This is a genomic window from Alphaproteobacteria bacterium (genome assembly GCA_040220875.1).
Classification (GTDB): Bacteria; Pseudomonadota; Alphaproteobacteria; order JAVJVX01; family JAVJVX01; genus JAVJVX01.
Window position 1 is genome coordinate 632,963 of sequence record JAVJVX010000005.1, and the last position, 26,086, is coordinate 659,048.

Annotated in this window: 27 protein-coding genes and 1 pseudogene; 7 read left to right on the plus strand and 21 right to left on the minus strand. The window is 64.4% G+C overall.

Translation table 11 applies throughout. The features are described from left to right. Window positions 1-59 precede the first annotated feature (59 nt). The gene (locus tag RLQ26_05255; GenBank protein ID MEQ9088132.1) at window positions 60-419 is read left to right on the plus strand and encodes a DUF962 domain-containing protein; all 360 of its coding nucleotides are present in this window, start codon (window positions 60-62) and stop codon (window positions 417-419) included. On the opposite strand, the gene RLQ26_05260 is transcribed toward RLQ26_05255, so the two are convergent. Then, window positions 416-697: a hypothetical protein gene (locus tag RLQ26_05260; GenBank protein ID MEQ9088133.1), complete on the minus strand. Its 282-nt coding sequence runs from the start codon at window positions 695-697 to the stop codon at window positions 416-418. The genes RLQ26_05255 and RLQ26_05260 overlap by 4 nt on opposite strands. 275 nt (window positions 698-972) lie before the next feature. Here RLQ26_05260 and RLQ26_05265 point away from each other — a divergent pair, with 275 nt between their 5' ends. Further along, entirely contained in the window at window positions 973-1,656 is a 684-nt protein-coding gene (locus RLQ26_05265; protein ID MEQ9088134.1) for a hypothetical protein, read from the plus strand. 99 nt (window positions 1,657-1,755) lie between these two features. Here the strand turns inward: RLQ26_05265 and leuB are convergent, their stop codons facing one another. From leuB to ffh, 8 genes and pseudogenes are all read right to left on the minus strand, one after another. Further along, a complete protein-coding gene (leuB, locus tag RLQ26_05270) occupies window positions 1,756-2,880 on the minus strand; it encodes a 3-isopropylmalate dehydrogenase (protein ID MEQ9088135.1) in 1,125 nt (374 codons plus the stop codon). A gap of 49 nt (window positions 2,881-2,929) precedes the next feature. Further along, window positions 2,930-3,541 carry a 3-isopropylmalate dehydratase small subunit gene (leuD, locus tag RLQ26_05275; protein MEQ9088136.1) on the minus strand — a complete coding sequence of 204 codons (612 nt, stop codon included), beginning with the start codon at window positions 3,539-3,541 and terminating at the stop codon, window positions 2,930-2,932. A 19-nt stretch (window positions 3,542-3,560) separates the two neighbouring features. Then, window positions 3,561-4,970, minus strand: a complete 1,410-nt coding sequence (leuC, locus tag RLQ26_05280; GenBank protein ID MEQ9088137.1) for a 3-isopropylmalate dehydratase large subunit — start codon at window positions 4,968-4,970, stop codon at window positions 3,561-3,563. Window positions 4,971-5,027: 57 nt separating this feature from the next. Continuing rightward, complete coding sequence (gene rplS / locus RLQ26_05285; protein MEQ9088138.1) at window positions 5,028-5,531, minus strand: 50S ribosomal protein L19; 504 nt, start codon at window positions 5,529-5,531, stop codon at window positions 5,028-5,030. Beyond that, a complete protein-coding gene (trmD, locus tag RLQ26_05290) occupies window positions 5,518-6,324 on the minus strand; it encodes a tRNA (guanosine(37)-N1)-methyltransferase TrmD (GenBank protein ID MEQ9088139.1) in 807 nt (268 codons plus the stop codon). Before trmD ends, rplS begins: the two co-directional genes overlap by 14 nt. After that, window positions 6,314-6,895 (minus strand): ribosome maturation factor RimM, encoded by a 582-nt coding sequence (rimM, locus tag RLQ26_05295; protein ID MEQ9088140.1) that lies wholly within the window; start codon window positions 6,893-6,895, stop codon window positions 6,314-6,316. The genes trmD and rimM overlap by 11 nt, the downstream gene beginning before the upstream one ends. Window positions 6,896-7,027: 132 nt before the next feature. After that, window positions 7,028-7,396 (minus strand): annotated as a pseudogene (gene rpsP, locus RLQ26_05300) (30S ribosomal protein S16). 65 nt (window positions 7,397-7,461) lie between these two features. Beyond that, a complete protein-coding gene (ffh, locus tag RLQ26_05305; GenBank protein MEQ9088141.1) occupies window positions 7,462-8,823 on the minus strand; it encodes a signal recognition particle protein in 1,362 nt (453 codons plus the stop codon). A gap of 534 nt (window positions 8,824-9,357) precedes the next feature. Here ffh and dapF point away from each other — a divergent pair. Genes dapF through RLQ26_05325 form a run of 4 tightly spaced genes read left to right on the plus strand, consistent with a single transcriptional unit; the run spans window position 9,358 to window position 13,143 of the window. Next, window positions 9,358-10,257, plus strand: coding sequence for a diaminopimelate epimerase (gene dapF, locus RLQ26_05310; protein ID MEQ9088142.1), 900 nt, complete (start codon window positions 9,358-9,360; stop codon window positions 10,255-10,257). Further along, a complete protein-coding gene (gene mtaB / locus RLQ26_05315; protein ID MEQ9088143.1) occupies window positions 10,254-11,555 on the plus strand; it encodes a tRNA (N(6)-L-threonylcarbamoyladenosine(37)-C(2))-methylthiotransferase MtaB in 1,302 nt (433 codons plus the stop codon). Before dapF ends, mtaB begins: the two co-directional genes overlap by 4 nt. After that, window positions 11,555-12,517 (plus strand): signal recognition particle-docking protein FtsY, encoded by a 963-nt coding sequence (ftsY, locus tag RLQ26_05320; protein MEQ9088144.1) that lies wholly within the window; start codon window positions 11,555-11,557, stop codon window positions 12,515-12,517. The genes mtaB and ftsY overlap by 1 nt, the downstream gene beginning before the upstream one ends. Then, window positions 12,514-13,143, plus strand: a complete 630-nt coding sequence (locus tag RLQ26_05325; GenBank protein ID MEQ9088145.1) for a septation protein A — start codon at window positions 12,514-12,516, stop codon at window positions 13,141-13,143. The genes ftsY and RLQ26_05325 overlap by 4 nt, the downstream gene beginning before the upstream one ends. 22 nt (window positions 13,144-13,165) lie before the next feature. Here RLQ26_05325 and RLQ26_05330 read toward each other — a convergent pair whose 3' ends face one another. Next, window positions 13,166-13,456 (minus strand): hypothetical protein, encoded by a 291-nt coding sequence (locus tag RLQ26_05330; protein MEQ9088146.1) that lies wholly within the window; start codon window positions 13,454-13,456, stop codon window positions 13,166-13,168. A gap of 406 nt (window positions 13,457-13,862) precedes the next feature. Between RLQ26_05330 and RLQ26_05335 the strand changes: the two genes are divergently transcribed. Then, complete coding sequence (locus tag RLQ26_05335) at window positions 13,863-14,960, plus strand: DUF2336 domain-containing protein (protein MEQ9088147.1); 1,098 nt, start codon at window positions 13,863-13,865, stop codon at window positions 14,958-14,960. An 8-nt stretch (window positions 14,961-14,968) separates the two neighbouring features. Here the strand turns inward: RLQ26_05335 and RLQ26_05340 are convergent, their stop codons facing one another. The 11 genes from RLQ26_05340 to RLQ26_05390 form a co-directional block, all read right to left on the minus strand. Next, complete coding sequence (locus RLQ26_05340) at window positions 14,969-15,580, minus strand: acyloxyacyl hydrolase (protein MEQ9088148.1); 612 nt, start codon at window positions 15,578-15,580, stop codon at window positions 14,969-14,971. 107 nt (window positions 15,581-15,687) lie between these two features. Then, window positions 15,688-16,659, minus strand: a complete 972-nt coding sequence (locus tag RLQ26_05345; GenBank protein MEQ9088149.1) for a type II secretion system F family protein — start codon at window positions 16,657-16,659, stop codon at window positions 15,688-15,690. Beyond that, window positions 16,656-17,645: a type II secretion system F family protein gene (locus RLQ26_05350; protein ID MEQ9088150.1), complete on the minus strand. Its 990-nt coding sequence runs from the start codon at window positions 17,643-17,645 to the stop codon at window positions 16,656-16,658. Before RLQ26_05350 ends, RLQ26_05345 begins: the two co-directional genes overlap by 4 nt. 10 nt (window positions 17,646-17,655) lie before the next feature. Then, window positions 17,656-19,110 carry a CpaF family protein gene (locus RLQ26_05355; protein MEQ9088151.1) on the minus strand — a complete coding sequence of 485 codons (1,455 nt, stop codon included), beginning with the start codon at window positions 19,108-19,110 and terminating at the stop codon, window positions 17,656-17,658. A gap of 345 nt (window positions 19,111-19,455) precedes the next feature. Then, window positions 19,456-20,700: an AAA family ATPase gene (locus RLQ26_05360; GenBank protein MEQ9088152.1), complete on the minus strand. Its 1,245-nt coding sequence runs from the start codon at window positions 20,698-20,700 to the stop codon at window positions 19,456-19,458. Continuing rightward, the gene (locus RLQ26_05365) at window positions 20,697-21,440 is read right to left on the minus strand and encodes a CpaD family pilus assembly lipoprotein (protein ID MEQ9088153.1); all 744 of its coding nucleotides are present in this window, start codon (window positions 21,438-21,440) and stop codon (window positions 20,697-20,699) included. The genes RLQ26_05360 and RLQ26_05365 overlap by 4 nt, the downstream gene beginning before the upstream one ends. A 10-nt stretch (window positions 21,441-21,450) precedes the next feature. Next, a complete protein-coding gene (locus RLQ26_05370) occupies window positions 21,451-23,013 on the minus strand; it encodes a type II and III secretion system protein family protein (GenBank protein MEQ9088154.1) in 1,563 nt (520 codons plus the stop codon). Further along, the gene (cpaB, locus tag RLQ26_05375; GenBank protein ID MEQ9088155.1) at window positions 23,010-23,879 is read right to left on the minus strand and encodes a Flp pilus assembly protein CpaB; all 870 of its coding nucleotides are present in this window, start codon (window positions 23,877-23,879) and stop codon (window positions 23,010-23,012) included. The genes RLQ26_05370 and cpaB overlap by 4 nt, the downstream gene beginning before the upstream one ends. 45 nt (window positions 23,880-23,924) lie before the next feature. After that, window positions 23,925-24,488, minus strand: a complete 564-nt coding sequence (locus tag RLQ26_05380; GenBank protein MEQ9088156.1) for a prepilin peptidase — start codon at window positions 24,486-24,488, stop codon at window positions 23,925-23,927. 160 nt (window positions 24,489-24,648) lie between these two features. Continuing rightward, window positions 24,649-24,831, minus strand: a complete 183-nt coding sequence (locus tag RLQ26_05385; GenBank protein MEQ9088157.1) for a Flp family type IVb pilin — start codon at window positions 24,829-24,831, stop codon at window positions 24,649-24,651. 443 nt (window positions 24,832-25,274) lie between these two features. Continuing rightward, the gene (locus RLQ26_05390) at window positions 25,275-26,030 is read right to left on the minus strand and encodes a Bax inhibitor-1/YccA family protein (GenBank protein MEQ9088158.1); all 756 of its coding nucleotides are present in this window, start codon (window positions 26,028-26,030) and stop codon (window positions 25,275-25,277) included. Between the last annotated feature and the right edge of the window lie 56 nt (window positions 26,031-26,086).

Here is a 26,086-nt window from a genome sequence, read left to right on the forward strand (position 1 = left end):
GAAGCCGGGGCGATTGCAAGGGCATGGCCCGGGCCTGCGGGCCAGCGTATCATGGCGCCATGGCTCAGGCGGTCCCAAAACCGACCCGTTACCGGGAGTTCTGGCGCGTTTACCTCGCCGCTCATCGGCGGCGCGGCACCCGGGCGCTCCATTACCTGGGATCTGTCCTGGGTCTCGCGCTCGTCGCCGCCGGACTCGTGCTGGCCGACTGGCGCGTGGTGCTGGCCGGGCCGGTGGCCGGCTATGCCCTGGCCTGGACCGGGCATTTCGGGATCGAGAAAAACCGACCCGCCACATTCGGCCACCCGGTGTGGTCGCTTCTCAGCGATTTCCGGATGCTCGGCCTGGCGTTCACGGGGCGGCTCAAACCGCATCTCGAGGCCGCCGTGCCGACCGACGGGGACAGGCCGGCGGCCTAGCCGCTCTGTTTGGTCGGCGCCTCCGTTGCCGGCGGCGGGCCGGCGCCCAGCCTCTCCAGTGCGGCGTGCACCCGGGCGAGAAGATCATTGCTGTCGAGTGCCCGCCCGGGCGACATGCCTTCCTCTTCCGCCACCTTGATTTCCCGCAGGTCGTACTCCCAACGTCGCAGGACATCCACCTTTGCTTCCCGACTCATATTCGTGGCTGCGACCACGTCTTCCGGGCTCTTGAACAGAGGGTGGATAAGAGCCGGGTCCTTTTCACCATTGGCTGCCATCTGGCGTCCTCCTCAATTCTGTTGCGCCATCCGTCAGGTTTAAGCCTAACGCAACAGAGCCGGACTTTGGGTGTCCGGGCGCAAAAAATTGCGCGCCGGGCCGGAGATTTTTTGCCTCGCGTTATCCCAGGTTAAAGAACGCGCGCGCGCGGTTGCTAGGCTTATCCATGCGAACTGCAAAACGCATCTGCGCCCGGACGGCTGGCCCGTTGCTGGCGCACGACATGCAGACAAACCTGACCTTGACCCCTCGACAAAAATCCAGGGAGAAACTCATGTCTGTTTTCAGAAAATCCCTCTTCATTGCCGTGACCGGCGCTGCCATCACGGTTGGCGCCGCCACCGCGCCGGCCAATGCCCAGAATTCAGGTTTCCAGCAGGGTGACTGGGTCTCCCTGACGGGAACGATCGACACCACCGTCGGTGACTATTTCATTGTCGATTACGGCGCCGGACGCGCCACCATCGAAATGGATGACTGGGACTGGTATCCCGATATCCACAAGCTTCTGGTCGGTGACCGGGTCACGGTTTACGGGACCATCGACAAGACCGGGTATGTGGACCGTGTGATCGAGGCGGGCTCGGTCTATGTGCACAACCGGAACACCTATTATTTTGCCAACGCGGCCGATGAGGAGAACCTGCAATTCGCCGTCTCGCCGGTTATCACTGTGCCCGACAGCAGTTGGGGGCTTCGTGGCAAGGTGACGGATGTCGACGAGGACCGCGAATTCGTGATGGAATCTTCCTTCGGGACAATCCGGGTGGATGCGAGCGAGCTTGCCTACAACCCGTTTGACGAGGCAGGCGGTCAGCAGATCACGGAAGGCGACTGGCTCGTTGTCTATGGTGAGCTGGACACGCCCGACTGGTTCGGTGAAGGTGACGTGGAAGTCGAAGCCGAATCGATCATCAGCCTCTCCCGCGATCCCGGAAAATCGGAAAGCCTTAAATGACCGGGCGACCGGCCCCCCCGGGAGGCCGGAGTCGGGAACAAAAAACCGGCGGGAGACCGCCGGTTTTTTCTGTCTGCGACGGCTGCCGGAAGCGGTGGCCTAGGCCGCCGCTTCAAGCCCGTCGAGAAGCGCGTCACCCATGCCCGAGCAGGTAACTTTCGTCAGACCGTCGGCCGTGCCCGATCCCATGATATCGCCGGTGCGGATGCCTTTCGCCAACACTTGATCCACCGCCCGTTCCAGCAGGTCGGCCTCGGCGCTTCGGTCGAGCGAATAGCGCAGCGCCATCGAAAAGCTGAGGATCGTCGCCAGCGGATTGGCGATGTTCTGCCCGGCAATATCGGGCGCGCTGCCATGCACCGGCTCGTACATCGCGGGCGCCTTGCCGCTTTCATCCGCACTGCCGAGCGAGGCCGAGGGCAGCATCCCGAGCGAGCCCGTGAGCATCGCCGCCACATCCGATAGAAGATCGCCAAAAAGGTTATCGGTCACAATCACGTCAAACTGCTTTGGCTGGCGGACGAGCTGCATGGCGCAGTTATCGGCAAGGATGTGACTGAGCTCGATGTCGTCATACCCTTCCTCGTCATGCACCTGCTGCACCACCTGACGCCAGAGCTGCCCAGATTCCATGACATTGGATTTTTCCGCCGACGACACGCGCCCCTTTCGTTTGCGCGCGAGGTCGAAGGCGACCCGCGCGATGCGCTGGATCTCGCTCGTCGTGTAGACTTGCGTATTCACGCCACGCTGCTCGCCATTGGGCAGATCCTCGATGCCGCGCGGCGTCCCGAAATAGACGCCGCCCGTCAGCTCGCGGACGATCATGATATCGAGCCCGGAGACGAGTTCGTCTTTCAGGCTGGAGGCGGCGGCCAGCGGCGCGAAGACATAGGCCGGACGCAGATTGGCGAAGAGCTCCAGATCCTTGCGCAGGCGCAGAAGCGCCCGCTCCGGACGTTTGTCAAAAGGCAGCCCGTCCCATTTGGGGCCGCCCACGGCGCCCAGCATCACCGCATCGGCGGCCTTTGCCGCCGCCATGGTCTCGTCCAGAATGGGCATATCGTGCCGGTCGATACATATGCCCCCGGCAAGCGCTTCGGTCACATCGAACCGGAGGCCGCGGCGATTCTCGAACCAGTCCATGAGCCGCTTTACCTGACCCATGACTTCGGGTCCTATCCCGTCACCCGCCAGCATCAGTATGTTGTATGCGTTCGACATGCCTCAGCCTGCCCCTTTCCCCCTGAATTGACCGCCAGCGCCCTTCGTTTCAGGACGCCCAGAGCCAGGGGCGCTCCACCCTGGCCCCTTCCTCGTAAGCCGTGATTTCGGCCTCATGCGCGAGGCTTGCGCCGATCTCGTCCAAACCCTCCAGCAACGCTTCCCTGCGCGAGGATTCGATTTCGAATTGGATCGTCCCCGCCTGGTTGGGCCGGATGATACGCCGGTTTTCGAGGTCGATCGTGATTTCGGCGCCCGATTTGGCGTCGCCCATCAGCAGGTCGACCTGTTCTTTCGGAAGCTGGATCGGCAACATGCCGTTCTTGAAGCAGTTATTGTAGAAGATGTCGGCAAACCCGGTGCTGATGACGGCGCGAATGCCGAAATCCTTGAGTGCCCAGGGCGCGTGCTCGCGCGAGGATCCGCAGCCGAAATTATGCCCGGTCACCAGAATCTTCGCATGCCGGTAGGGTTCCTGATTGAGCGGGAAGTCGGCACGCTCCGATCCGTCCTCGTTATAGCGCAGCGCTTCGAACGCATGCGTGCCCAGCCCCTGGCGTGTCACCACTTTGAGGTATTCGGCCGGAATGATCTGATCCGTATCGATGTTGCTGATCGGTAATGGCGCGGCGATGCCGGTCAGTTTCTCAAACTTTTCCATGTTGCTCTCCCGCTCGCAATCAATCGAACTCGCGGGCGTCGGTGAACGTGCCCGTCACCGCCGCCGCCGCCGCCATCGCGGGGCTGACCAGGTGTGTGCGTCCGCCGGGGCCCTGGCGGCCTTCGAAATTCCGGTTGGAGGTGGAGGCGCTGCGCTTGCCGCGCGGCAGCTTGTCGGGGTTCATGGCGAGACACATGGAGCAGCCCGGCTCGCGCCATTCGAACCCCGCATCCAGAAGAACCCTGTCGAGCCCTTCCTCCTCCGCCTGGTGCTTCACGAGGCCCGAGCCCGGCACCACCAGCGCGCGCACCCCCGGGGCCACCTTGCGCCCCCTGGCGATCCGCGCCACCTCGCGAATATCCTCGATCCGGCCATTGGTGCAGGAGCCCACGAAAACATAATCGACCGGGACATCCTTGATGGGCGTGCCCGGCTCGAGCCCCATATAGTCAAGCATATGGGCCATTTGGCGCTGGCGGTCCGGATCACTTTCGGCCGCGGGATCAGGCACCCGGTCGGAGATCCGGATCACCGTTTCGGGGCTGGTCCCCCAGGTCACGAGCGGCTCGATCTCCTCGGCGCGCAACGTCACCTCCCGGTCATAGGCGGCCCCGGGATCGGACGGCAACGTCTGCCACCAGGCCATCGCCTGTTCCCACGCCCCGCCCTTGGGCGCGTAAGGACGGCCCTTCATATAATTGTATGTGACCTCGTCAGGAGCGATCAGCCCGGCACGGGCGCCGGCCTCAATGGTCATATTGCAGACCGTCATCCGCCCTTCCATGGAAAGATTGCGAATAGCCTCACCCGCGAACTCGATCACATGGCCGGTCCCACCGGCCGTGCCGATCTTGCCGATGATGGCGAGGATCACGTCCTTGGCCGTGACGCCCTTGGGCAAAATGCCGTCGACCGTAATCCGCATGTTTTTGGGTCGCCGCTGGCGAAGCGTCTGGGTTGCCAGCACATGTTCCACCTCGCTCGTGCCGATGCCGAAGGCGAGCGCGCCGAAAGCCCCGTGAGTGGCGGTATGGCTGTCGCCACAGACGATCGTCATGCCGGGCTGGGTCAGTCCCTGTTCGGGCCCGATGATATGCACAATGCCCTGCCGGATATCGCTGAGCGGTATATAGGGAATGCCAAATTCCTGCGTGTTGCGCTCGAGCGCCTCGAGCTGAATGCGGGAATTCTCGTCCTTGATGACGGACCGGTCGGGATCGGTCGGCACGTTATGATCGGGGACCGCGACCGTCTTGCCGGGCATTCGGGGTTTGCGCCCGGCGAGACGCAGGCCCTCGAAGGCCTGCGGGCTTGTGACTTCGTGCACGAGATGCAGGTCCACATACAGGAGCGAAGGCTCGTCGTCCTTGCCCTCATAGGCGACGTGGCTGTCCCATATCTTGTCGAACAATGTGCGAGGTGCTGTCATCGGTCTCTTCCCGGTTCTGGATGGTGATGGCGGGGCGCGACAGTCGACAGCGGGGGATTAGTCTTTTTTCGCCGCCGCCTCGTCAGCGCCGGTTCCCTCGACCCGGGCCTCGACCGCCTCCGCAGCGGCGCCGGCCGGCAGATCGGCCGCGCTCGCCACGGCGCCTTCAAGACCGGATAAATCGGCATCCACTCCGGCGCGCGCCCGGGCGCGCTCCACGATGCGGGCACGCTTGCCCGTCCGGCCCCGCAGATAATAAAGCTTGGCCCGGCGCACACGGCCGCTGCGGACCAGTTCGATACTGTCCAGTCGCGGCGAATAGAGCGGGAACACGCGCTCGACCCCTTCACCATAGGAGATCTTGCGCACGGTGAAGGACGAATTCAGACCGGCGTTCTTGCGGCCGATAACCACGCCCTCGAAGGCCTGAACGCGCTCGCGGGTACCCTCGACCACGCGAACGTTCACGCGCACCGTGTCACCCGGGTGGAAATCGGGAATGGTCTTGTCCCGTGTCAGTTGGGCAATCTGCTCGCGTTCAATTTGTTCAATCGTGTTCATGACCTTGTTCCCGCATCTTTCCCGTTTTCGGACGGCCCGGCTGGGCCCTTTCCTGATAACGGCTCCATAAGTCCGGCCGGCGCTCTCGCGTGATCCGTTCGGACTGCGCCAGCCGCCAGCCTTTGATCTCTTCGTGATGCCCGGACAGCAGCACCGCCGGCACCTCACGCCCTTCCCAGACCTGGGGTCTGGTGTAATGGGGGTATTCCAGCAACCCCCGCTCGAAACTCTCCTCGTTCAGCGAGTCCGCCTGCCCCATCACCCCCGGCAGCAGCCGAATGCAGGCATCGAGCAAACACACCGCCGCCGGCTCGCCACCCGACAGGACGTAGTCGCCGAGACTGATCTCCTCGGCACCCGTCTTGTCGAGCACCCGCTGATCGACCCCCTCGAACCGGCCACAGAGCAGTGTGGCCCCGGGCCCGGCCGCCAGCTCGCGAACGCGGCCCTGTGTCAGCCGGCGCCCGCGGGGCGTCAGGAAGATCAGCGGGCCGGCTTCGGCGTGATCGCCGCTGGCCGACGAGAGTGCCCGGTCGATGACATCGGGTCTCAGGACCATGCCCGGCCCGCCCCCGAAGGGGGCGTCATCGACGGTGGCGTGTTTATCGCGCGCAAAATCCCGAATGTCCACCGTTTCAAGCGTCCAAATCCCGTTCTCAAGCGCCCGGCCGGCCAGGCTCTGGCCGAGCGGACCCGGAAACATGGCGGGGAAAAGGGTCAGGACCCGGGCCCGCCAGGCGGTCCCCCCCGGCACCGCGCCCCGCGCCTGCGCTGATCCGCTCTCATTCGTCATGGCGCCGCCTTTCCGCCGTTGAGCCGCGCCCGAGCCCGGCCGCATCCGGATCGATCACCACCCGGCCCCGGCCGATTTCCACCCCCGGCACCGCTTGGCGCGTAAAGGGCACCAGCACCGAGCCGGACTTGCGCGCCGGACCGCCGCCTTCGGGGGGCGGCCCGATTTCCAGGACGTCGCCCGCGCCGAAATCGTGGATCGCCACGATTTCGCCGAACACGGTGCCGTCAGGCGCCTCGACCCGGAGCCCCACCAGATCGGCGTGGTAGAATTCGTCCTCCGCCATCGGCGTTGGCAGCGCCGCGCGGGCGACGTAAAGCCGTTCGCCCTGGAGGGCAGCCGCACCGTCCCGGTCGGTCACGCCATCGAGCGTGGCGACCACGCTGCCGCCCCGCTGGCCGGTCACCGTGATCGTGAATTGCCGGCCCCGCCCGTCCTGAACCGGGCCATAGGCCGCGATGCTCGACGGCTCGGCGGTGAAGCTCCGGATCTTCACCTGGCCTCGCACACCATGCGCACCCGTGATCTCGCCCAGGGCGATCAACCCGCCCGGATCCGGATCACCGGTCATGAGCTAGCCCTCGGTCTTGGCCCCGCCATCTTCCGACTCGCCCGACCCGCTGGCCTCGTCCGCCGGCGCGGCTTCGGCCGGAGCCTCTTCCTCTGCCGCCGCTTCCGCAGGGGCCGCGCCCGCAGCGCTCTGGTCGGCCACGGCAGCGGCTTCGAGCTTGGCCTTTGCCGCCTCGTCGCGTGCCTGCATCCGCTCCAGCGTCTTGGGGCGCGGCTTGCTCTTCTTGGTCTGTTCCGGGATCGGCCGGGCCTCGATGATATCCGCGGCGGCAAGAAACTTGGCGACCCGGTCGCTCGGCGTGGCCCCCTGGCTCAGCCAATGCTGGATCCGCTCGCTTTTCAGCAGGACCCGATCCGGATGGTCCTTGGGAACCATGGGGTTGTAATGGCCGAGGCGTTCGATGAAGCGCCCGTCGCGCGGCGACGACCCTTCGGTAACGACGATGCGGTAAAAGGGGCGTTTCTTCGCGCCGCCCCGGGACAGTCTGATTCGAAGTGCCATTCTGTTACGTGTCCTTTCTGATTTTAAATCCCGTCCAATTCGAAAACCGGGTCACTCGTCCCCGGCTACCGGCCCAGCAAGCCGGGCGGCAGGCCCGGCAGATCGCCCGGAGGCAACTGACCTTTCTTGCTCATCTTGCCGACGCGCTTCATCATCGTGTTCATCTGGTCGAACTGCTTGAGAAGCTTGTTGACGTCCTGCACCGACGTGCCGGAGCCGGCGGCGATACGTTTCTTGCGCGAGGCCTTGATCAGGCCGGGGCGACGGCGCTCATCCCTGGTCATCGACTGGATGATCGCTTCCTGGCGCCTGAGCGCCGCCTCGTCGAGACCGCCCGGCATCTGCTTCTTGAGACTGCCCGCGCCGGGCAGCATTTTCAGCACCCCCGAGAGGCCGCCCATTTTCTGAACCTGGCGCAACTGCTGAAGAAAATCGTCGAGATCCATGCGCCCCTTGGTTGCCTTGCGCGCGATCCTCTCGGCCTCTTCCTGAGTGACCGACTGGGACGCTTTTTCCACCAGGCTGACGACATCCCCCTGGCCGAGGATGCGGCCCGCGATCCGGTCCGGATGGAAGACTTCGAGCGCATCGGTTTTCTCGCCCGTGCCGAGAAACTTGATCGGCTGCCCTGTAACCCAGCGCATGGACAGCGCCGCGCCGCCCCGTGCGTCACCATCCACACGGGTCAGCACAATGCCGCTAAGGCCGACGCGTTCGTTGAATGTCCTGGCCGTGGCGACAGCGTCCTGGCCGGTCATGGAATCCGCCACAAGCAGCGTCTCGGCAGGCGAGGTCGTCGCCTTGACCTGTTCGAGCTCGTTCATGAGGTTTTCGTCGATTGCGAGCCGGCCGGCCGTGTCGAGAAGCACCACATCGAAACCCTGAAGCCGGCCGGCTTCCATCGCACGGCGCGCGATCGCGAGCGGCATTTCGCCCGCGACGATGGGAAGCGTGGCGATACCGGTTTGCTGACCAAGAGTCTTGAGCTGTTCCTGAGCGGCCGGGCGGTAAACGTCGAGCGAGGCCATGAGCACTTTTTTGCGCTCGCTCTCGCTCAACCGCCTGGCGAGCTTGGCCGTCGTCGTCGTCTTGCCCGAGCCCTGCAGGCCGACCATGAGGATCGCAACCGGCGGATTGGCCCGAAGATTGATCGCCGCCGCCTCGGCGCCCAGCATCGCGACAAGCTGATCGTGCACCAGCTTGATGACCATCTGTCCCGGCGTGACCGACCGCAGCACATCCTCGCCGACCGCCTTCTCGCGCACATCCTCGATCAGCGCCTTGACCACGGGCAGCGCGACGTCGGCCTCGAGCAGCGCCACGCGGATTTCGCGCAGCGCGCTCGTGACATCGCTCTCCGACAAGCGCCCGCGGCGGGTCAGCTTGCCGAAAACCTCGCCCAAGCGGTCTGTGAGACTGTCAAACACGGGCCCTTCGGCTCCCCTCGATCCTTCTCATCCGGATGGTCTCCGCCGCCACCGGCTGTCACCGCGCAAACGCCGAGGGCGCCGGTGCGCGCAACGCGCGGACCGGCGGACCTCCTCGGAGGCAGGGAACACCCTGTCAGTCGGAAGATGCCGGGGTTTTAGGCGCAAGCCGGGGCGGCGTCAAGCAAACCCCGGAACCCCGTCGGGCCAGGACGGGACGCGTTACCGATCTATCGTTCCAAATTAAGATTTGAAGGATTCCAACCATTTACCCCCTTTATTGTCAATTTATGGGCAGCAATAAATTGATAAAACTCATGATTATAATTTGACCGGCGCCTAGTATCGTGTCTTTCAGCGACCCGGGGGGTCCTCCTCCTCCCAGCCCATGAGGTTCTCCCTCACTCCCGGGTCACCCAAAGGAACCCCGCCTGCTGGCGCCCCCCGACCGGCAGGCGGGGTTTTTTTGACGGGAGCGCCGGAAAGCAGACAGAATTGGATTTTCCCCCATCGCGGCCCTATAAGGCCGACATGATGGCCGATCTCGACCGCCAGCCCCCGCCCCCGGCTTCGGCCGGCCCAACCCGCTTCTGGAAGATGCACGGGCTCGGCAACGATTTCGTCATTCTGGACGGCAGGGCGGGCGGCCTTGCCCTGACGCAAGCGGGCGCGCGGCGGCTGGCCGACCGCCATTTCGGGATCGGCTGCGACCAGGTGATTGCTCTGTTCCCGGCGACGGAGACCGGCGCCCAAGTGGCCATGCGCATCTTCAATGCCGACGGTTCGGAAGTGATGGCCTGCGGCAACGCCACGCGCTGCGTCGCCCGGCTCCTGTTCGAGGAGCGGGCAGGACAGGACGGCCACGTCACCATAGAAACGGGCGCCGGTCTTTTGGCGGCCTTCCCGGCAGCCTTCGGCGACAAATTCATCACCGTCGATATGGGCGTCGCCCGGACCGGGTGGCGGGAAATCCCGCTCTCTTCCGATGTCGACACGCTGCACCTGCCGCTTGCGGCGGACGGGTTGCGCGACGGTGTCGCTGTCAGCATGGGCAATCCGCATGCGGTTTTTTTCGTCGACGACGTGGCGGCGGTCGATCTCGCGCACCTCGGCCCCCGGCTCGAGAACGATCCCCTGTTCCCCGAGCGCGCCAATATCGGCGTGGCCCAGATCACGGGCAAGGACCGGATGCGGCTTCGCGTCTGGGAGCGGGGCGCCGGCCTCACACTGGCCTGCGGCACGGGCGCCTCGGCCGCGGCGGTGGCCGCAAGGCGCCGGGGGCTGGCCCGGGGCAGGATCGAGATAACCCTCGATGGCGGCACGCTCTGGGTCGAGACGGACGAGCGCGATCATGTCCTGATGACCGGGCCGGCCGCGCTGTCGTTTACGGGCACCCTCGGGGCGGCGCTTCAGGCAGGGACGGAGACACCATGAGCGCTCCCGAGATCATTACCCTTGGCTGCCGTCTCAATACCTACGAGTCCGAGGTCATGCGCGATCTCGCCGGGGAAGCGGGGCTGGACGACGCGATTATCGTCAATACCTGCGCCGTGACCGGCGAGGCGGAACGCCAGGCCCGCCAGACCATCCGGCGTCTCCGGCGCGAGCGGCCCCGGGCCCGGATCATCGTGGCGGGCTGCGCCGCCCAGATTTCGCCCGGCAAGTTCGCATCCATGGCGGAAGTGGATCGCGTTCTCGGCAACGACGAGAAAATGAAGCCCGAAAGCTTCGTCTTTGGCAGCGACGACGAAAATGCGCCCCGCGTTCGCGTCGCCGATATCATGACCGTGACGGAAACGGCGCCGCATCTCGTGACCGGCTTCGAGAATCACACGCGCGCCTTCGTCCAGGTCCAGAATGGCTGCGATCACCGCTGCACCTTTTGCGTCATTCCCTATGGCCGCGGGAACAGTCGAAGCGTTCCCATGGGTGATATCGCGAGACAATTGCGGCTTCTTGTCGGGGAGGGCTATCGCGAGGTCGTGCTGACCGGCGTGGATATCACCTCTTACGGCGGCGATCTGCCGGGTCAGCCCCGGTTGGGCCAGATGGTGCGCCGGGTGCTCAACTCGGTCCCGGGGATCGAGCGGCTGCGCCTGTCATCTCTCGATCCGGCGGAGATGGACGACGAACTCTTCGATCTTGTGGCGAACGAGCCCCGGCTCATGCCCCATCTGCATATCAGCCTGCAGGCGGGCGACGATATGATCCTCAAGCGCATGAAGCGCCGTCACTCACGCGCCGATGTCACCCGCTTCTGCGACCGCTTGCGGCAGGCGCGCCCGGATATCGTGCTGGGCGCGGACCTGATCGCCGGATTTCCGACCGAAACCGAAAAGATGTTTCGCAATACCTGCAATCTCGTGGACGAGGTCGACCTCACGTTCCTTCATGTCTTCCCCTATTCGCCCCGCCCCTTCACGCCGGCCGAACGCATGCCGCAACTGCCCGCCGAGATCCGGCGGGACCGGGCGGCCCGGCTCCGGGACTCCGGCCGGGCGCGCCGCGCGGCCTATCTCGCCTCGCGCGTGGCGATACGCGAAGAGGTGCTGGTGGAAAAAATCGAGACGACGCCCGAAGGCACCGTCGCCCTGGGTCACACCGCCTATTTTGCGCCCATCGAGATCGCGGGCCTCGGCCCGGAAAGCGTGGGCGCTATCCGCACGGCCCGGGTCACCGGCGTGGCGGGACGGGGCAAGGAAACCGTGCTTCAGGCCGTAGCCGGCGCGTGATGACCGAGGCGCCTTCCACAGCCGGGCGGGGATCGTGGTTCAAGCGCCTGCGCCAGGGGTTGCGGCGAAGCTCGTCCAGGCTGGCCGACGGGATCGGGCAGGTTTTCGCCAGCGGCCGGGTCGACGACAGGACACTCGATGCGCTCGAAGACCTCCTGATCGAGGCCGATCTCGGTCCCGAGACGGCGATGGCCTTGCGCGAGAAGATTGCGCGACTGAACGGCCTCGCGGGCGCGGACGCGGCCGACACGGCCCGCAATGTGCGCGAGGCGCTGGCCGATGAGATCGCCGGGATCGTCGAGCCGGTGGCGGTCTCACTGGATGTCCCGGCCGGCCACCGCCCTTTCGTCATCCTGGTGGTCGGTGTCAACGGCAGCGGCAAGACCACCAGCGTCGGCAAGCTGGCCCATCTCTTTGGTGAAGCGGGACAGAAAGTAAAGATCGCCGCCTGCGACACGTTCCGTGCGGCCGCGAGCGAACAGCTCATGCTTTGGGGCGAGCGGGCTGGGGCCCAGGTACTGAGCGCGCCGCCGGGCAGCGATGCTTCGGGGCTGGCCTACCAGTCACTCCAGGAAGCGCGCGCGGATGGGACCGACGTGCTGCTGATCGATACCGCCGGCCGGCTGCAGAACCGGGCCGACCTGATGGCCGAACTGCAGAAAATTCGCCGCGTGCTGCAAAAGCAGGACGAAACGGCGCCCCATGCGGTACTGCTTGTGCTCGACGCCACGACAGGGCAGAACGCCCATAGTCAGGTGGAAATTTTTCGCGAAATGGTGGACGTGACGGGTCTCGCCCTCACCAAACTCGACGGCAGCGCCAAGGGCGGGGTCCTGGTCGGACTTGCCCGGCGCTTCGGTCTGCCGGTGCACGCCATCGGCGTCGGGGAGGGGGTGGACGACCTGCGCCCATTCGAGGCCCGCGCCTTCGCCCGTGGCCTTCTTGATCTGGATGACGCATGACCGACAAGCCCGAGAACACCGGAACGCCACAACCGCAAGCATCCGGAAAGCCGCCGGGAGCAAAGCAGGGCGGACTCTTTCGCTTTGTTGTCGAACTCTCGCCGTTGCTTCTCTTCTTCTATATCAATGGCGAGCACGGGATCATTCCCGCGACCGCCGTGTTCGTGCTCGCCACCACTCTCTCCCTCGCCATCATCTATTGGCGCGAGCGCCGGCTCGCCCTCATGCCACTGATCGCCACGATCGTGGTCCTTGTGTTCGGCGGGCTGACCGTGGTGCTTGAGGATGAGATTTTCATCAAGCTCAAGCCCACCATCGTGAACGGGATTTTTGCCGCGATTCTCCTGGGCGGGCTGGCCATGGGCCGGCCCCTGCTGCGGCCCTTGTTTGGCGATTCGCTCGACCTGACCCAGACGGGATGGCTCAAGCTGACCCGGCGCTGGGCCCTGTTTTTCATCGCCCTTGCCATTGCCAACGAGATCGCCTGGCGCACGCTCGGCACCGATGACTGGGTAAGCTTCAAGGTATTCGGCCTGCTGCCGGCCGCGTTCATTTTCGCCATGCTGCAAACGCCCCTGATCCTGCGCCATCAGCGCAAGCCGGCCGGGCGGCCGGGCGCCGACTAGCTGGGCCGGCGGACGGCCGATCTCAGACGCGGATGTCGATCAGGCTGCCGGGGGGCAGGGGACGGGACGGATCGGGCACGGTCGGCGCCGCATCGGATGACGGCTGGACCCCCTGGGAAGAGTTGGCGGGCGCCACGCCCATCGGCAGATGGGTTGCGCCGGAGACCGTGGAAGTCGCGGCGGCCGGCGTGGTCGCGCCCGGCATTTTTCCGCTATTCGCCGCCGGACCGGTCTGCGCCGGTGCGGCCTGGGCCGAGGCCCGGCGGGGACCGCCGAGTGTCTGGGCGAGAAAACTGGCGTTCGTCACATCCATAGGCGGGCGGCACCCTCGGTCGGCCGGACCGGCCCTTCCACGAGGGGAAAGGCCGGGGCGAGCGGAGGCTAGCCTGGCCACGTCTAACGGGACGTTAATGGCGAGAAAAAAAAATTTGCGGCCTTTCTGCACGCATTGGTAAACAGCATAAATATCGCCAGAATTCTCGCGTTTCGAGTTAAGGCACGGATTCCGCACCATAAATTTTTTTCGGACGCGTGCAGCCTTAACGCGATGGTAACCGCGGACCGGCGAAGCTCGGACTCGCTGTCGGATTTTGCGGCCGGGACTTCCCTGCCACGGCCGGCGGCGGGAAGCTTTGTTCGTAATTCACCAGCAACTCCTCTACATAGGAGCGGGGGCCGTGCCGCGGTTTCAGGATATGGAGTTAGAGGAGCTCTTACAAATGGCTCGCGACCGAAGTGTGGAGGGGCGTACGCGCCTGGCCACGACCGTCGGCGATCTCTATGTCGAGAGCGATTTGAATCTCTCGGACCGCGAACGCGCCCTCATGACCGACATCCTGGACCAGCTGATCCACGATGTCGAAATGACCGTGCGTCACACTCTGGCGGAGCGTTTCGCGAAACTGCCCAATGCGCCGCACGATCTCGTTCTCAAGCTCGCGAACGACGAGATCGACGTGGCGCGCCCGATACTTCTCGAAAGCGGCGTGCTCCGCGATCAGGAATTGATCGACATCATCCATCACCGTTCGCTGCAGCATCAGCTTTCGATCGCGATGCGCACCCAGGTCAGCGAGATCGTCTCGGATGCCCTGGTCGAGACCGAGAATACGAACGTCATCAAGACATTGCTTGAAAATAGCAGCGCCCGGATCGCCCGCAGCACGATGGAATATCTGGTCAACCAGTCCCGGCGGGTCAACGAATTCCAGGAACCTCTTGTCCGGCGCGAGGATCTGCCCACGGAACTTGCCAAGCGCATGGTTTTCTGGGTCTCGGCCGCGCTGCGCAAGCACCTGCTGGAACAGCACCGGATCGACGAGGCGGAACTCGACGACATTTTGGATGAAACTGTCGCCGAAGAAGTCCGCCAGGTCGAAAAACAGGCCAAGAACGAAAGAAGCGAAGACGTACTGGCGCGGCAGATCGCCCGGGAAAAGAAGATCACCGCCCAGATGCTGATCGATGTGCTGCGCCGGGGTGAGGTGCCGCTTTTCGAATCCCTGTTCAGCCAGATGGCCAACATCGATACCGAAATGGCCCGACGGGTGATTTACGAAACCGGGGGCGAGAGTCTGGCGGTGGCCTGTCGCTCGCAGGAAGTGCCCAAAAGCGATTTCGCCAGCATTTTCCTGCTCAGCCGTCGGGCGCGGCCGGGTGACAAGACGGTGGATCCGCACGAACTGCAGAAGGTCCTGTCCTTTTACGACAAGATCAAGCCCGATGCGGCGCTAAGCGTCGTCAGGCGCTGGAAGCGTGAAGAGGGCTACCGGCAGGCGATCGAAGACGTCGAGAAAGGTTCGAAGCCGAAAAACTGACGCCCGCGCTAGAAGCGGTAGCTGTATCGAAGGCCGAACGTATCCAGGCCCTCGTTCTCGTCGTTGAAGAAATTTCCCTGCGACACGTGGTCGAGAAAGACCGAGATGCTGTCCTTCTTGTAGAAGTTCCAGCCCAGCTCAAGCCCTTCGCGGAACAATACCTCCGTACCCAGCTCTTTCTTGTCGACACGTCCGGGCGCGGCGGTTTCGCCGTTATGGCCCGACAGGCCGAAATGAAACAGCACGAACACGTCATCCCAGAACCACCAGTCCCAGGTGAGACCGCCATAAAGCTGGCTGGTATCGCCGGCATTGTTGATGTGCACACCGATATGCGGGCGGGGTGACCAGAGAATCTCGAGAAAATCGGGGCTGACGAAAACGATCTCGGCGTTGACATCCTCCCCGTCTTCCTTCTCACGCCCGAAAACGCCGGCGTCGTGGAACGCGTACCCGAGCCGGACTTCAGAGACGAACCCGAAAAGCGGCTCGTCTCCGGGCCGGTACGGATCGGCCGCCCGGGCCGGGGCGAAAGCCGAAAGAAGCAGGGTTATGGCGATCGCGGCCGCCGGGCAGTGACGGCCTCGGCCAGGAATTGCTGCCTTGAGGAATGCGACCAAGACCGCCCCCGTTCCGATGCGCTTCGCCGATTTCCGGCGACCCCTGTTCTGCGCGGCATCTTAGCTATTTTTTGGCCGGGTAGAAGGGCGTTTTTGTCGGCGGGCGACTAAAGTGCGCGCAATGCGTCCATCGTGCGCAGGACCGCGGGTCCGATCAGGACGACGAAAAGCGTCGGCAGGATGAAGATAATCATCGGCACGGTCATGGTCGCCGGCAGGCGGGCGGCTTTCTCCTCGGCGCGCAGCAAGCGCTGATCTCGATATTCGGCTGCCAGCACCCGAAGCGCGCGTGCCAGCGGCGTACCGTATTTTTCCGTCTGCAACAGTGCGTTTGTGAGGCTTCGCATCTCAGGAATATCGACGCGGCGTCCGAGATTGTCCAAGGCCTGCCTGCGCCGAGGCAGAAAGCCGAGCTCGATCGCAGTCACATCCAGTTCGTCCGATACTTCGGGCGCAGCCTGGCGCATTTCCCGCGCGACCCGCGTAAAGGTCGCATCGAGCGACAGCCCCGCCTCGGCGCAGATCACCATGAGATCAAGCGCATCTGGCAGACCCTTTCGGATTTTCGACCAGCGCTTGCTGATCGCATTGCGCACGAACAGCTCCGGTGCATAAGCCCCGGCCACCACCAGCAGAGCGGCGATCAGAAGGCGTGTCGTGACGCTCGTCTCGTACGGGCCCGAGGCAAATAATGTCAGGATTACGAACAGCCCGACGAGCAGCGGCAGGGAAAGTCGCGCGAACAGATAGCGTACCAGCCCCTGCTCCGATCGCCAGCCGGCCTGAGCCAGCTTGAGGCGCGTCCTCTCCGCCTCGCGCGTGCGCAGCAGGTTGAACTGCCGAACCACCCGTTCCATGAATTTCGTGCGGTCCACCAGCGCCACGCGCCGTCGGGGCTCGGCCATGGCGTGCCGCAGGCGCTCGCGCCGGTCGATCAGGGCACTGATGCGCTGGCCGTATTCGCTTTCCGGCAAAAGCGCGCGCCAGATCGCAACGACCGTCAGGAAGGCCATGGCCCCGGTCAGAATGGCCAGCGCATCCGCCTGGTCCAGGCCAAAGGGCAACAGCGTCTCGATCATATTTCGAATCTCACCATTTTTGCCATGACGCCGGCGCCCATCAGCATCATCAGGGCGCCGAAGCCGATAAGAATCATCCCCCGCGGATCGGTGAAGAGGCTCATTGCATAGCCCTGGTTGAGCGTGAAAATAATCGCAAACATGATGAACGGCAGCCCACCCAGGATGTAGGCGCTCGCCCGCGCCTCAGAGCTCATGGCCCGGATCTTCAGCTTCATCTGCCGCCGCTTGCGCAGGAGATCGGAGAGATGGCCCAACGTCTCGGCCAGATTGCCGCCGGTTTCCTTCTGGATCGACAGCGTGACCACGAAGAATTTGAAATCGGCCGTATTGAAACGCGCCGCCGCCTCCCAAAGACCTTCCTCAAGCGTGCGCCCGATCCGCATGACTTCCGATATGCCGCGGAATTCGACACCCACCGGATCGGCCATTTCCTCGCCCACTGACTTGATCGCCTCGCTTACCGGCAGACCCGAGCGCAAGCCGCGCACGATGAGATCGATAGCGTCCGGAAACTGCGCGTTGAACTTGCCGAGCCGTCGCGAAATCATCCAGCCCACGATGAACCACGGCAGCCCAAGCCCGGCGAGGATCCCGGCGAAGCTGTTGACCAGCCACGGCAGCGGCATGACCTGGTTAAGGAGCCAGGCGGCACTCACCGCCAGAAGCCCGTTGGCCAGCAGATAAGGACCGAGACGGATCGGCCGACCGGTCATGCGCAGCCGCCGGCGCAGTTTCTCGGGCTGCGGCAGGAGTCGCTTGATCAGCCGGTCGAGGCGCGCGATCGAGCTGTCGCGACCGTCGCGCTTGATGCTCTCCGAAATTTCGGGCGCCGTGAAGCCGGGCCAGCGCCGTTTGAGCGCTTCGAGGCGGCGATGGCGGCCGTCGTCGCCGCCGATTCCGACCGCGGCCATGGCGAGGACCCCGGCACCAAGGGCGAGGAAAACGCTGACGGCCGCGATAATCGGCAAGAGGTCCCTGATCATGAGCGCCTCCTCAGTCCAACGCATCGAGAAGCGCGCGGTCGAGCCCGAAATAGCGCGCCTTCTCGGTGAAATGCGGCCGCAGGCCCGACCATTTGAAATCGCCCTGCAAGCGCCCGTCGGCCCCTTCCCCGGTAAATTCGAAGGTGAACAGGTCCTGGGTCGTGATGACCTCGCCCTCCATGCCGACGACTTCGCTGATCCGGGTCACGCGGCGCACGCCGTCGCGCATGCGCGAAACCTGCACGATAAGGTCAAGTGCCCCGGCGATCTGGTTGCGCACCGCATGGGTGGGCCAATTGACGCCGGCCATGGCGACCATGTTTTCCAGCCGGGTCAGGCCTTCACGCGGATTGTTGGCATGGACGGTCCCGAGCGAACCGTCATGGCCGGTATTCATGGCCTGCAGCATATCGAGAGCTTCGGCGCCCCGGACCTCGCCCAGGATGATCCGGTCGGGCCGCATGCGGAGTGCGTTCTTGACCAGATCGCGCATATCGATCTGGCCCTGTCCCTCGAGATTCGCGGGCCGGGTTTCGAGCCGGACCACATGGGGCTGCTGCAACTGGAGTTCGGCCGCATCTTCAATAGTCACGACGCGCTCGCCGCCGTCGATCATCTGGCTCAGGGCATTGAGGAGAGTGGTCTTGCCGGACCCCGTTCCGCCCGAGATCAGGACATTGAGCCGGCACCGTGAGGCGATCTTGAGGACCTTGGCCATGGCGGGGGAAATGTTGCGCTGACCTTCCATGATATCGAGGGTGATGGATTTTTTCGCGAATTTCCGGATGGAGATGCTGGTGCCGTCTATCGCGAGCGGCGGTGCGATGATGTTGACGCGGCTGCCATCCTCGAGACGCGCATCGACCAGTGGGCTCGACTCGTCGATCCGCCGCCCGATCTTGGTCACGATCCGCGTCGCGATATTCATGACATGGGTGTTGTCCTTGAACTTGACATCCGTGAGCTCCAGCTTGCCCCGGCGCTCGACATATACCTGATAGGGACCGTTGACCATGATGTCGGTGATTTCGTCATCGGCCAGAAGCGGCTCCAGCGGACCCAGGCCCAGCATTTCGTTCAAAAGCCCGGTCACCAGATCGCGCTGTTCGATCTGATTGAGCTTGAGCTTCTGTTCACCGACGATTTCACCGACGATCTCGCCAACCTGGCGAGCGAGCTCCTTGCGGGGCAATCGTGTCGCTACAACGGGATCGATGCGCTCGATCAGGACCGGCTGGACCTTTTCCCGCGCCTCTTCGATGACCGACCGGCTGGATGTGACGACCCGCCCGTCCGCCCGGCCGGGGCCGGCAATGGGACTGGCAATGGGACTGGCAACAGGACTGGCAACGGGGCTGGCCCCAAGCGGCTGATCCGGCGCGCCGCCGGCCTCTGTCTCCTGATCCCCCGGCGGCTCGCTTTCGCACCGGGCGGCCTCGGCCTCGGCCAGGAGATTGTTGATCATCTCGGTCACGACATTGCGCTGATCGAGCAGGGTCAGTTGCGCGCGGCCCGCATTGACATAGGCGAGAACGATATCCGAGCACCGGGCGGCGATATCCCGCCGCGGCAACCGGCGAGCGAGGTCGAGGTCAATGCGCTTGCGCAGCTCAGTGCCCAGCTCGCGGGCAACCGCCTCGGCTTTTTCGATGTCGCCACCACGTGACATCCGGCGCACATCCCGGCCGATCGGGTGGCCCTGTGCCGATCCGTTGAGGCCGCCGGCCGGCGTCCCGGCCATTCGCGGGGGTGCCTTGCGGTGGGGTGTTTCCTCCTGACGCTTGCCGAAAGCCACGCGATACCCCCCGTCCTAGCCGAAAAGCCGGCCGATAAGGGTGGCCGGCCTGCCGTCGCCCTCCTCGGGCGGCGGGGCCAGCTCCCTGGCCATCTCGCGCATTGCCTTGAGCAGCTTGGAGCCCCGGGCGGCTTTCGCGAGCGGACGGCCGGCATTGACCGCCGCCGCCACCGCGTGGGCATCCTCGGGAATCCGGGCGGCGATATCCTGGCCGATGGTTCGCTCGTATTCGCCAGGCGTCAACTGGCCCTTGCCGGCGAGGCCCTCGCGGTTGATGACGAGCCTGATACTGGCGCCGGGCGCGGTGGTCCGGGCCAGTTCCAGAAGGCGCATCGAGTCCCGCAGCCCCACCATGGACAGGTCGCTTACGATAAAAATATCGCTGGCGGCCTGAATGAGCTCCGGCTTCATCACCGCCAGCATGCGCGGCACATCGAGCACGATGTACTGGGCCGTGCCGCTCAATTCGCCGAGCAGGCCGCTCATCGCCTCGGGATCGATCGGCAGGTCCGTGTTCAGCGGCTCTTCGGCCGCGAGAATGGAAAGGTTTTCGCTTTCCGCTACGGCGGCGCTGGTCACGAACAGGCTGTCGACCCTCGCGGCATTTGCCAGGGCGTCGGGCAGCCCGCCGGTCGGCGCGAGGTCAAGGGCGAGACCGACACTGCCGAAATGCAAATCGAGATCGACCAGCGAGACCTTCTGCCCGTGCTCATGGGCCAGGAGCCAGGCCAGCGTGGTCGCGACAGTGGTCCCGCCCGCCCCGCCGCGCGCCGCGAGTACCGTTACCACCCGCCCGGCGGCGGCTGGCTTCTCGATTTCGTCGATCGGACGCAGCGCATTGAGAATCGCCCGTTGCAGGGCCAGCGGCTCAAGCGGCTTGATCAGATAGTCGGCCACACCTTCCGACATCAGGTCGCGGAAGAGGGATACATCGTTCACCTCGCCAAGCGCGATGACGATCGTGCCGGACTCACAAAGGTCCCGCAGCCGGCGCAGATCGGCGAGCGGATCACCGATCCCGGAAATATCCACCATGAGGAGATGAGGCGAGGGTTCGGCGCGCAGCGCCTCAAGCGCGCGGTCCAGTCCGCCCGCCTCCACACGTGCTCCCGGCCAGAACGAGGCACTCACCTGCAGGATGACGGCGCGCGTGTCCTCGTCGGCGACGAAGGCCATCATGTTCTCGGCCGCGCGCGCCTTCGCCGCGTTCCGGCCCAGAGATTTCAGGGCAATGGGTTTCAGGAGAGAGGCGGCTTTCATTCGAATGTCACGGTGGCCGTCGCCCCGCCCTCCTCTTCTTCCGGCAATTCATTGACTTCGCCCGCGCGATAACGCTCGACGGCGGCAGCCGCCACGGTCCCGTCCGCGGGCCCCATCTCCTGCCCGCGGATGAGGTCTTCCGGATAGGCCACCATGAGGCCGAGATTTGTCACCGTCGCGCAGCCGAAATTGCTCGACGTGGTATTGGTGAAATCGGCGCCGGGAGGTTTGCTCCAGTCCGGACAATTTGGCGGCGTCACCTGCCAGAACCCGCCCTCGATCGCGATTGCCGGCTCGCCCGCGGGCTGGGTGGCCCGGCCCTGGCGCGGCTCATATCCCGCCTCGGCCACCAGCCGGGCAATCTCGGACAGCCGGATGCGGTCGATCTCGGCGGTCTCTGCCGTCAGGGCGGGCAACACGACGACGCTCCGGCGCGGCGGCGGCAGGGCCTTCAGGAAAGAGATCAGCCGATCGCGTTCACGCGCGTCGACGGCGACGTTGTCCGTCTCGAATGTCACCGCGTGCGACCGTGCGACCCAGGTCACCTTATTCGCCTTGGTCGATGTCAGGAGGGAGCGGTTACCGCTCGCGTCCGTGCCGACGGTCTCGCTCTTGCAGCCCGCCAGAAACAGAAGCGCCAGGATCCCCGCACCCGCTATCCAGGCGCGCCGGGCCCGTCCGGCTTTCGCGCGGTGAAAACAGGAGAATCCGTGAAATGAATTTTCGACTACATGGCTCATGGCTTGGATCCTATTTGACGACGGCTCCGACCGGCTCTTCCCGGCGCTCAGGCGAACCTGCGGGCTGAGATTGCGCCATCGGCGGCGCTTCACCCGCCGGACGCTGCTTGTAATGGTGGCCCTTGAAATAATGCGCCGCATCGCTCGGGCTTTCGTATCCGTCCGTCGGCGCGGCGAGACGCGCCTCGGAAACAGGCCGAACGATATAGGGCGTCACGATGATGACGAGTTCCGATTCGTTGCGCTGAAACGTGTCGGATCGGAACAGCGCGCCCAGGATCGGCAAATCGCCAAGCCCCGGAAATTTGTTGATGTCGTGAGTGACGTTGTTCTGCAGCAGGCCCGCGATCGCGAAACTCTGGCCGCTGGCCAACTCGACCGTGGTCTCCGCCCGTCGACTGGTGAGCGCGGGGATGGTGAACCCGCTGAACTGAATGGCGCCGGCATTGGAGAGTTCGCTCACCTCCGGGCGCACCTGCAGGTTGATCCGTCGTTCGCCTGTCAGGGTTGGCGTAAAGGCGAGTCCGACGCCGAATTTCTTGAACTCGATGGTGATCGTGTTCGCATCCTGCGGCACCGGAATGGGAAACTCGCCGCCTGCGAGAAAACTTGCCGTCTCTCCCGACATGGAGGTCAGGTTGGGCTCGGCCAGGACAGAGATGAAACCTTCATCCTCGAGCGCGTCGATCACGGCATTCAAATCGACCGAACCGGACGCGAAATTGCCGAACAGGCTGTTGGTCGTGGTCTGCGCGCCCCCGACGTTGCGCAGGCGGAAATCCCGCGTGATCAGCGCATCACCAAGGGGGTCGAAGGCACCAAACGGCGCCACCGCCAGCGGATTATTGGTTGGGGCCAGCGTCCCGGCCACCAGCACCGGATTGCCCGTCGCCAGGCCGAACAGGAAACTGCCGGTATTGAAGACCGATTCCCAGTTGATCCCGATCTGCTTGATGACATCGCGGGAAACCTCGGCGACACGCACGCGCAGATGCACCTGGTTGGGCGCATCCACGGCAATGCGGTTGATGACTTTTTCCGGATCGCCCGTGAACCGCGCCGCCAGCATGCGGGCGTTCTCCGCTTCCGAGGCCGATGCGACGTTACCGGTCAGCATCAGCGAATCGCCCACGGACTGCACGTCGAACCGGGCGGTCGGCAAGAGGCCGCTGAGCGCCGATTTCAGTCGCGTGATGTTGTGATTGACGTAAACCTGCTTGGTCGCGAGGATCCGCTCGTTGCCGTCGGCCGCATAAAGCGTCGTGTCCCCCGGCTTCTTCCCGAAGATGTAGACGAGGCGGGGAGACTTCACCTGAATGTCGGCGATTTCCGGATTGGCAATAAAGACTGTTTCCGCCGGACCGGGCAGACGCACGAGCAAGCCCTTGTTGGTCTCAAGCTCGAGCGCGGCCTCGCCGGCCTCGATCACCTCGACGTCCTGCGCCGCCAGAGATCGCGGAAAAAAGGTGAAGACAAGCAGCCCGAGAACGATGGCCAGCGCGTAGCGCAGCACCCGCGAGGCTTGCATCCCCTGACAGAAATGTGGCGGAGGGGAAAGAGTGAGCGCGATCATCTTGCGCCTCCGCCGAGGGTCAGGGACTCGCTCTCGCTCGCCCGCAATACGTTGATGACGCGGCCCGCACCGCCCAGAACACGGCTCACTTCGCTGTCCCAGGTATGACGCGTGCGCCGGGCGTGGCTCCGGCTCGCATCTGCCGGCTGGCCGTCCTCGGTTTCGACTGCAAGTGACCGAAGGCTGAGGGAAAGCTTGCCGACCTCGTCGACGAGAGTGATGATCTCGGCCTGCTTGGCCGTCACCTCGAGCGTCGCCGTCTTGCCCACTTGCGGCTTGCCGTCGACATCCTCGGTGCGCTGATCGATGGCCAGTACCCGGATATCCTCGAGTACGGTTTCGCTGGCCCGGCGCTCGACCCGGTCCTCGACCGAGCCGACGCGGACCGTATGGGTCAGGATCACGTCCACCCGGTCACCCGGGAAAATAAACCCGGCGATGCCCGAGGTCGCGTTGACCGGCACCGAGACCGCGCGCTTGCCCGGCGTCAGAACCGCGGCCAGAAATCCCTGATCGCCGGCCCGCACCAGACGGCCCTCGGTTACGGGCTCGCCTTCGACAAGACGCGAGCGCACCACGGCGCCGGTAAAATCGTCCGCCGTCAGGCTGCCCTTGACCACGTAGGTATCGGCCAGATCATCATCCGGCCAGGACTGCCAGCGCAGTCGGTCCGGCCGGACAAACTGGCCGGGCATCAGATCGCGCGCCGCGACCAGCACGTGAGTTCCCGGCTCGGCCTCCACCGTGACAGGTGGGCGGGCGGCATTGGCGCGCTCGGAATCGATCGCCGCGCGCACCAGAAACGCGGTCGCGACCGCAAGCAGGCCCGCAATGCCCAGGAAGATGGAAGCCTTTGTCCGCCGCATGCTATTGCTCCGAAATCCCGCTCTTCGCGCCCGGTCGCCCGCGCCCTAGGCGAGGCTCTGCCAGAAAAGGAAGGCGGCGGCATAAAGCCCGCCGGCCGCGATGGCGATGCCGTAGGGAACCGTCAATTTTGAAAACCGCTTGCCTGCGCGAAACGGGCGCGGCCGGGTGCCACTCCTGCTGCCGACCCTGTCCCCGGCCAGATCAGCCAGATCAGCCAGGCCGGCCGGCATCGGGCCACGGGCAAGGCCGGGGATGACCATGGCCATGAGGGAAAGCACCCCTCCCGCCAGCAGGGTCACCATGATCACCGGCACGAACAGCGTGGGCCCGGCCCAGAGCGCGAGCGCAGATAGAAGCTTCACATCGCCGCCGCCTAAGATATTGAGGGCATAAAGCCCGGCGCCCGCAGCAAACACGCCTGCGGCCAGCATCAGGGCGACGATCCAGTCGACCGGCGTGGGGCTCAGCAGGACAAAAACAGGGAACAGCGCGAGGAGCGCGAGCGACAGGCGATTGGGAATCCGCGTTCCGAGAAAGTCCTCGATCGCGGCCGCCACCATCAGCACCGCGAACAGAATTACCACCCATTGATAGAAGAAGAGGCTCATGTGCTGTCTCCCGGCTCGTTCCCGGTCGGTGCCGGGCGCCCGGCGAAAATCCGGCCCGCGCTGACGGGCCTGTGCAACAGGGCAAAAAGGGAAAGGGGGCCGGGCCGGAAGGCCGGGACGGCCAGGACGGATTGTCCCGGCCCCCGAAATTGCCCTGTTCTTACGGCGTGGTCACGGCACTGTTCAGCGTCGTGGAGACGCTGGTGAACATCGTGTCGAGCGATCCGCCCATGGCCTGAAGCGCCCCGATGGCCGCCACGGACACAAGCGCGGCGATCAGGCCGTATTCGATAGCGGTGGCCCCGGACTCGTCCCGGAGCAGGCTTTTGAAGAACGTTTTCATCTTTCAATCCTCCGTGTGTGTTATCGCGCCCGTTTGGAGCGCCTCACGGGGAGAAGATGACAGTGGCGAAATAAAAATGTGTTAAGGATCAAATACAGTTTTAGTAATAGTCATGTATTATAAAATAATAATCTCATATTATTATTATTAATATCAGATTCTTCCGGAATTTTTATTTTGTTTTATCGGTATTTGAGACAAATCCGCGGTCCCGCGGCGGAAGCCCGTCTTGGCCAGGGGCGGGGGTCGAGGCGCGCGGTCGGGGAGGCGCGCGCCTCGCCCGGGGCGGGCCCGCACGGGGTGAGCGTTCCCGCCGGAGGCGACATCCCGCGGGGATTTCGCGAAAATTGCCGATATTTTTTTTCGCCGGAGTCAAAAAAAACCGGGCCCTTTCGGGCCCGGTTCGACAGTACATGCGCGTCCGGCGCGTCGGGGACGCCGGTCTAGCGGCGCTCGCCCAGAAGGCGCATCAGCATGATGAACAGGTTGATGAAATCGAGGTACAGGCTGAGCGCGCCCATCAGCGCCTTTTTGCCTTCGGTCTCGGACGAATCGCCTTCGTAGTAGACGTTCTTGATGCGCTGCGTGTCATAGGCGGTCAGCCCGGTGAACACCAGGACACCGATGACCGAAACCGCGAAATGCAGCGCCGAGCTGGCGATGAACATGTTGACCACCGAGGCGATGATGATGCCGATGAGGCCCATGAAAAGGAACGAGCCCCAGCCCGTCAGATCCTTCTTGGTCGTGTAGCCGTAAAGGCTCATGGCGGCAAAGGTGCCGGCAGTGATGAAGAACACGCGCGCGATACTGGCGCCGGTGAACTGGATGAAAATGGTCGCCAGCGACAGGCCCATCAGCACCGAAAAGCCCCAGAACACCGCCTGCGCCGTGGAAAGCTGAAGCTTGTGGATCCGGAAGCCCAGGAAAAACACCGCGCCGAGCGGGGCCAGCATCACGAGCCAGACGAGGGGTGAGCCGAACAGCGTCGCGCCGAACTGGGTCGCCCCGACGATCTGCCCCGTCGCCGGATCGGTCACGACGGCAAGCTGCGCCGTCAGATAGGCCACGATGCCGGTGATGGCGAGGCCGCCGGTCATGTAATTGTAGACCCGCAGCATATAGGCGCGCAGACCCTCGTCGATCGCGGCCCCCGCGCGCGCCTCGGCCCCGGTGCGAAGTTCAAACCGATTGGACATGTTTTCGTCTCCAGAAAATTCGCGGCGCCCGAGCGGGCGCGCGGACCTCCGCAGGA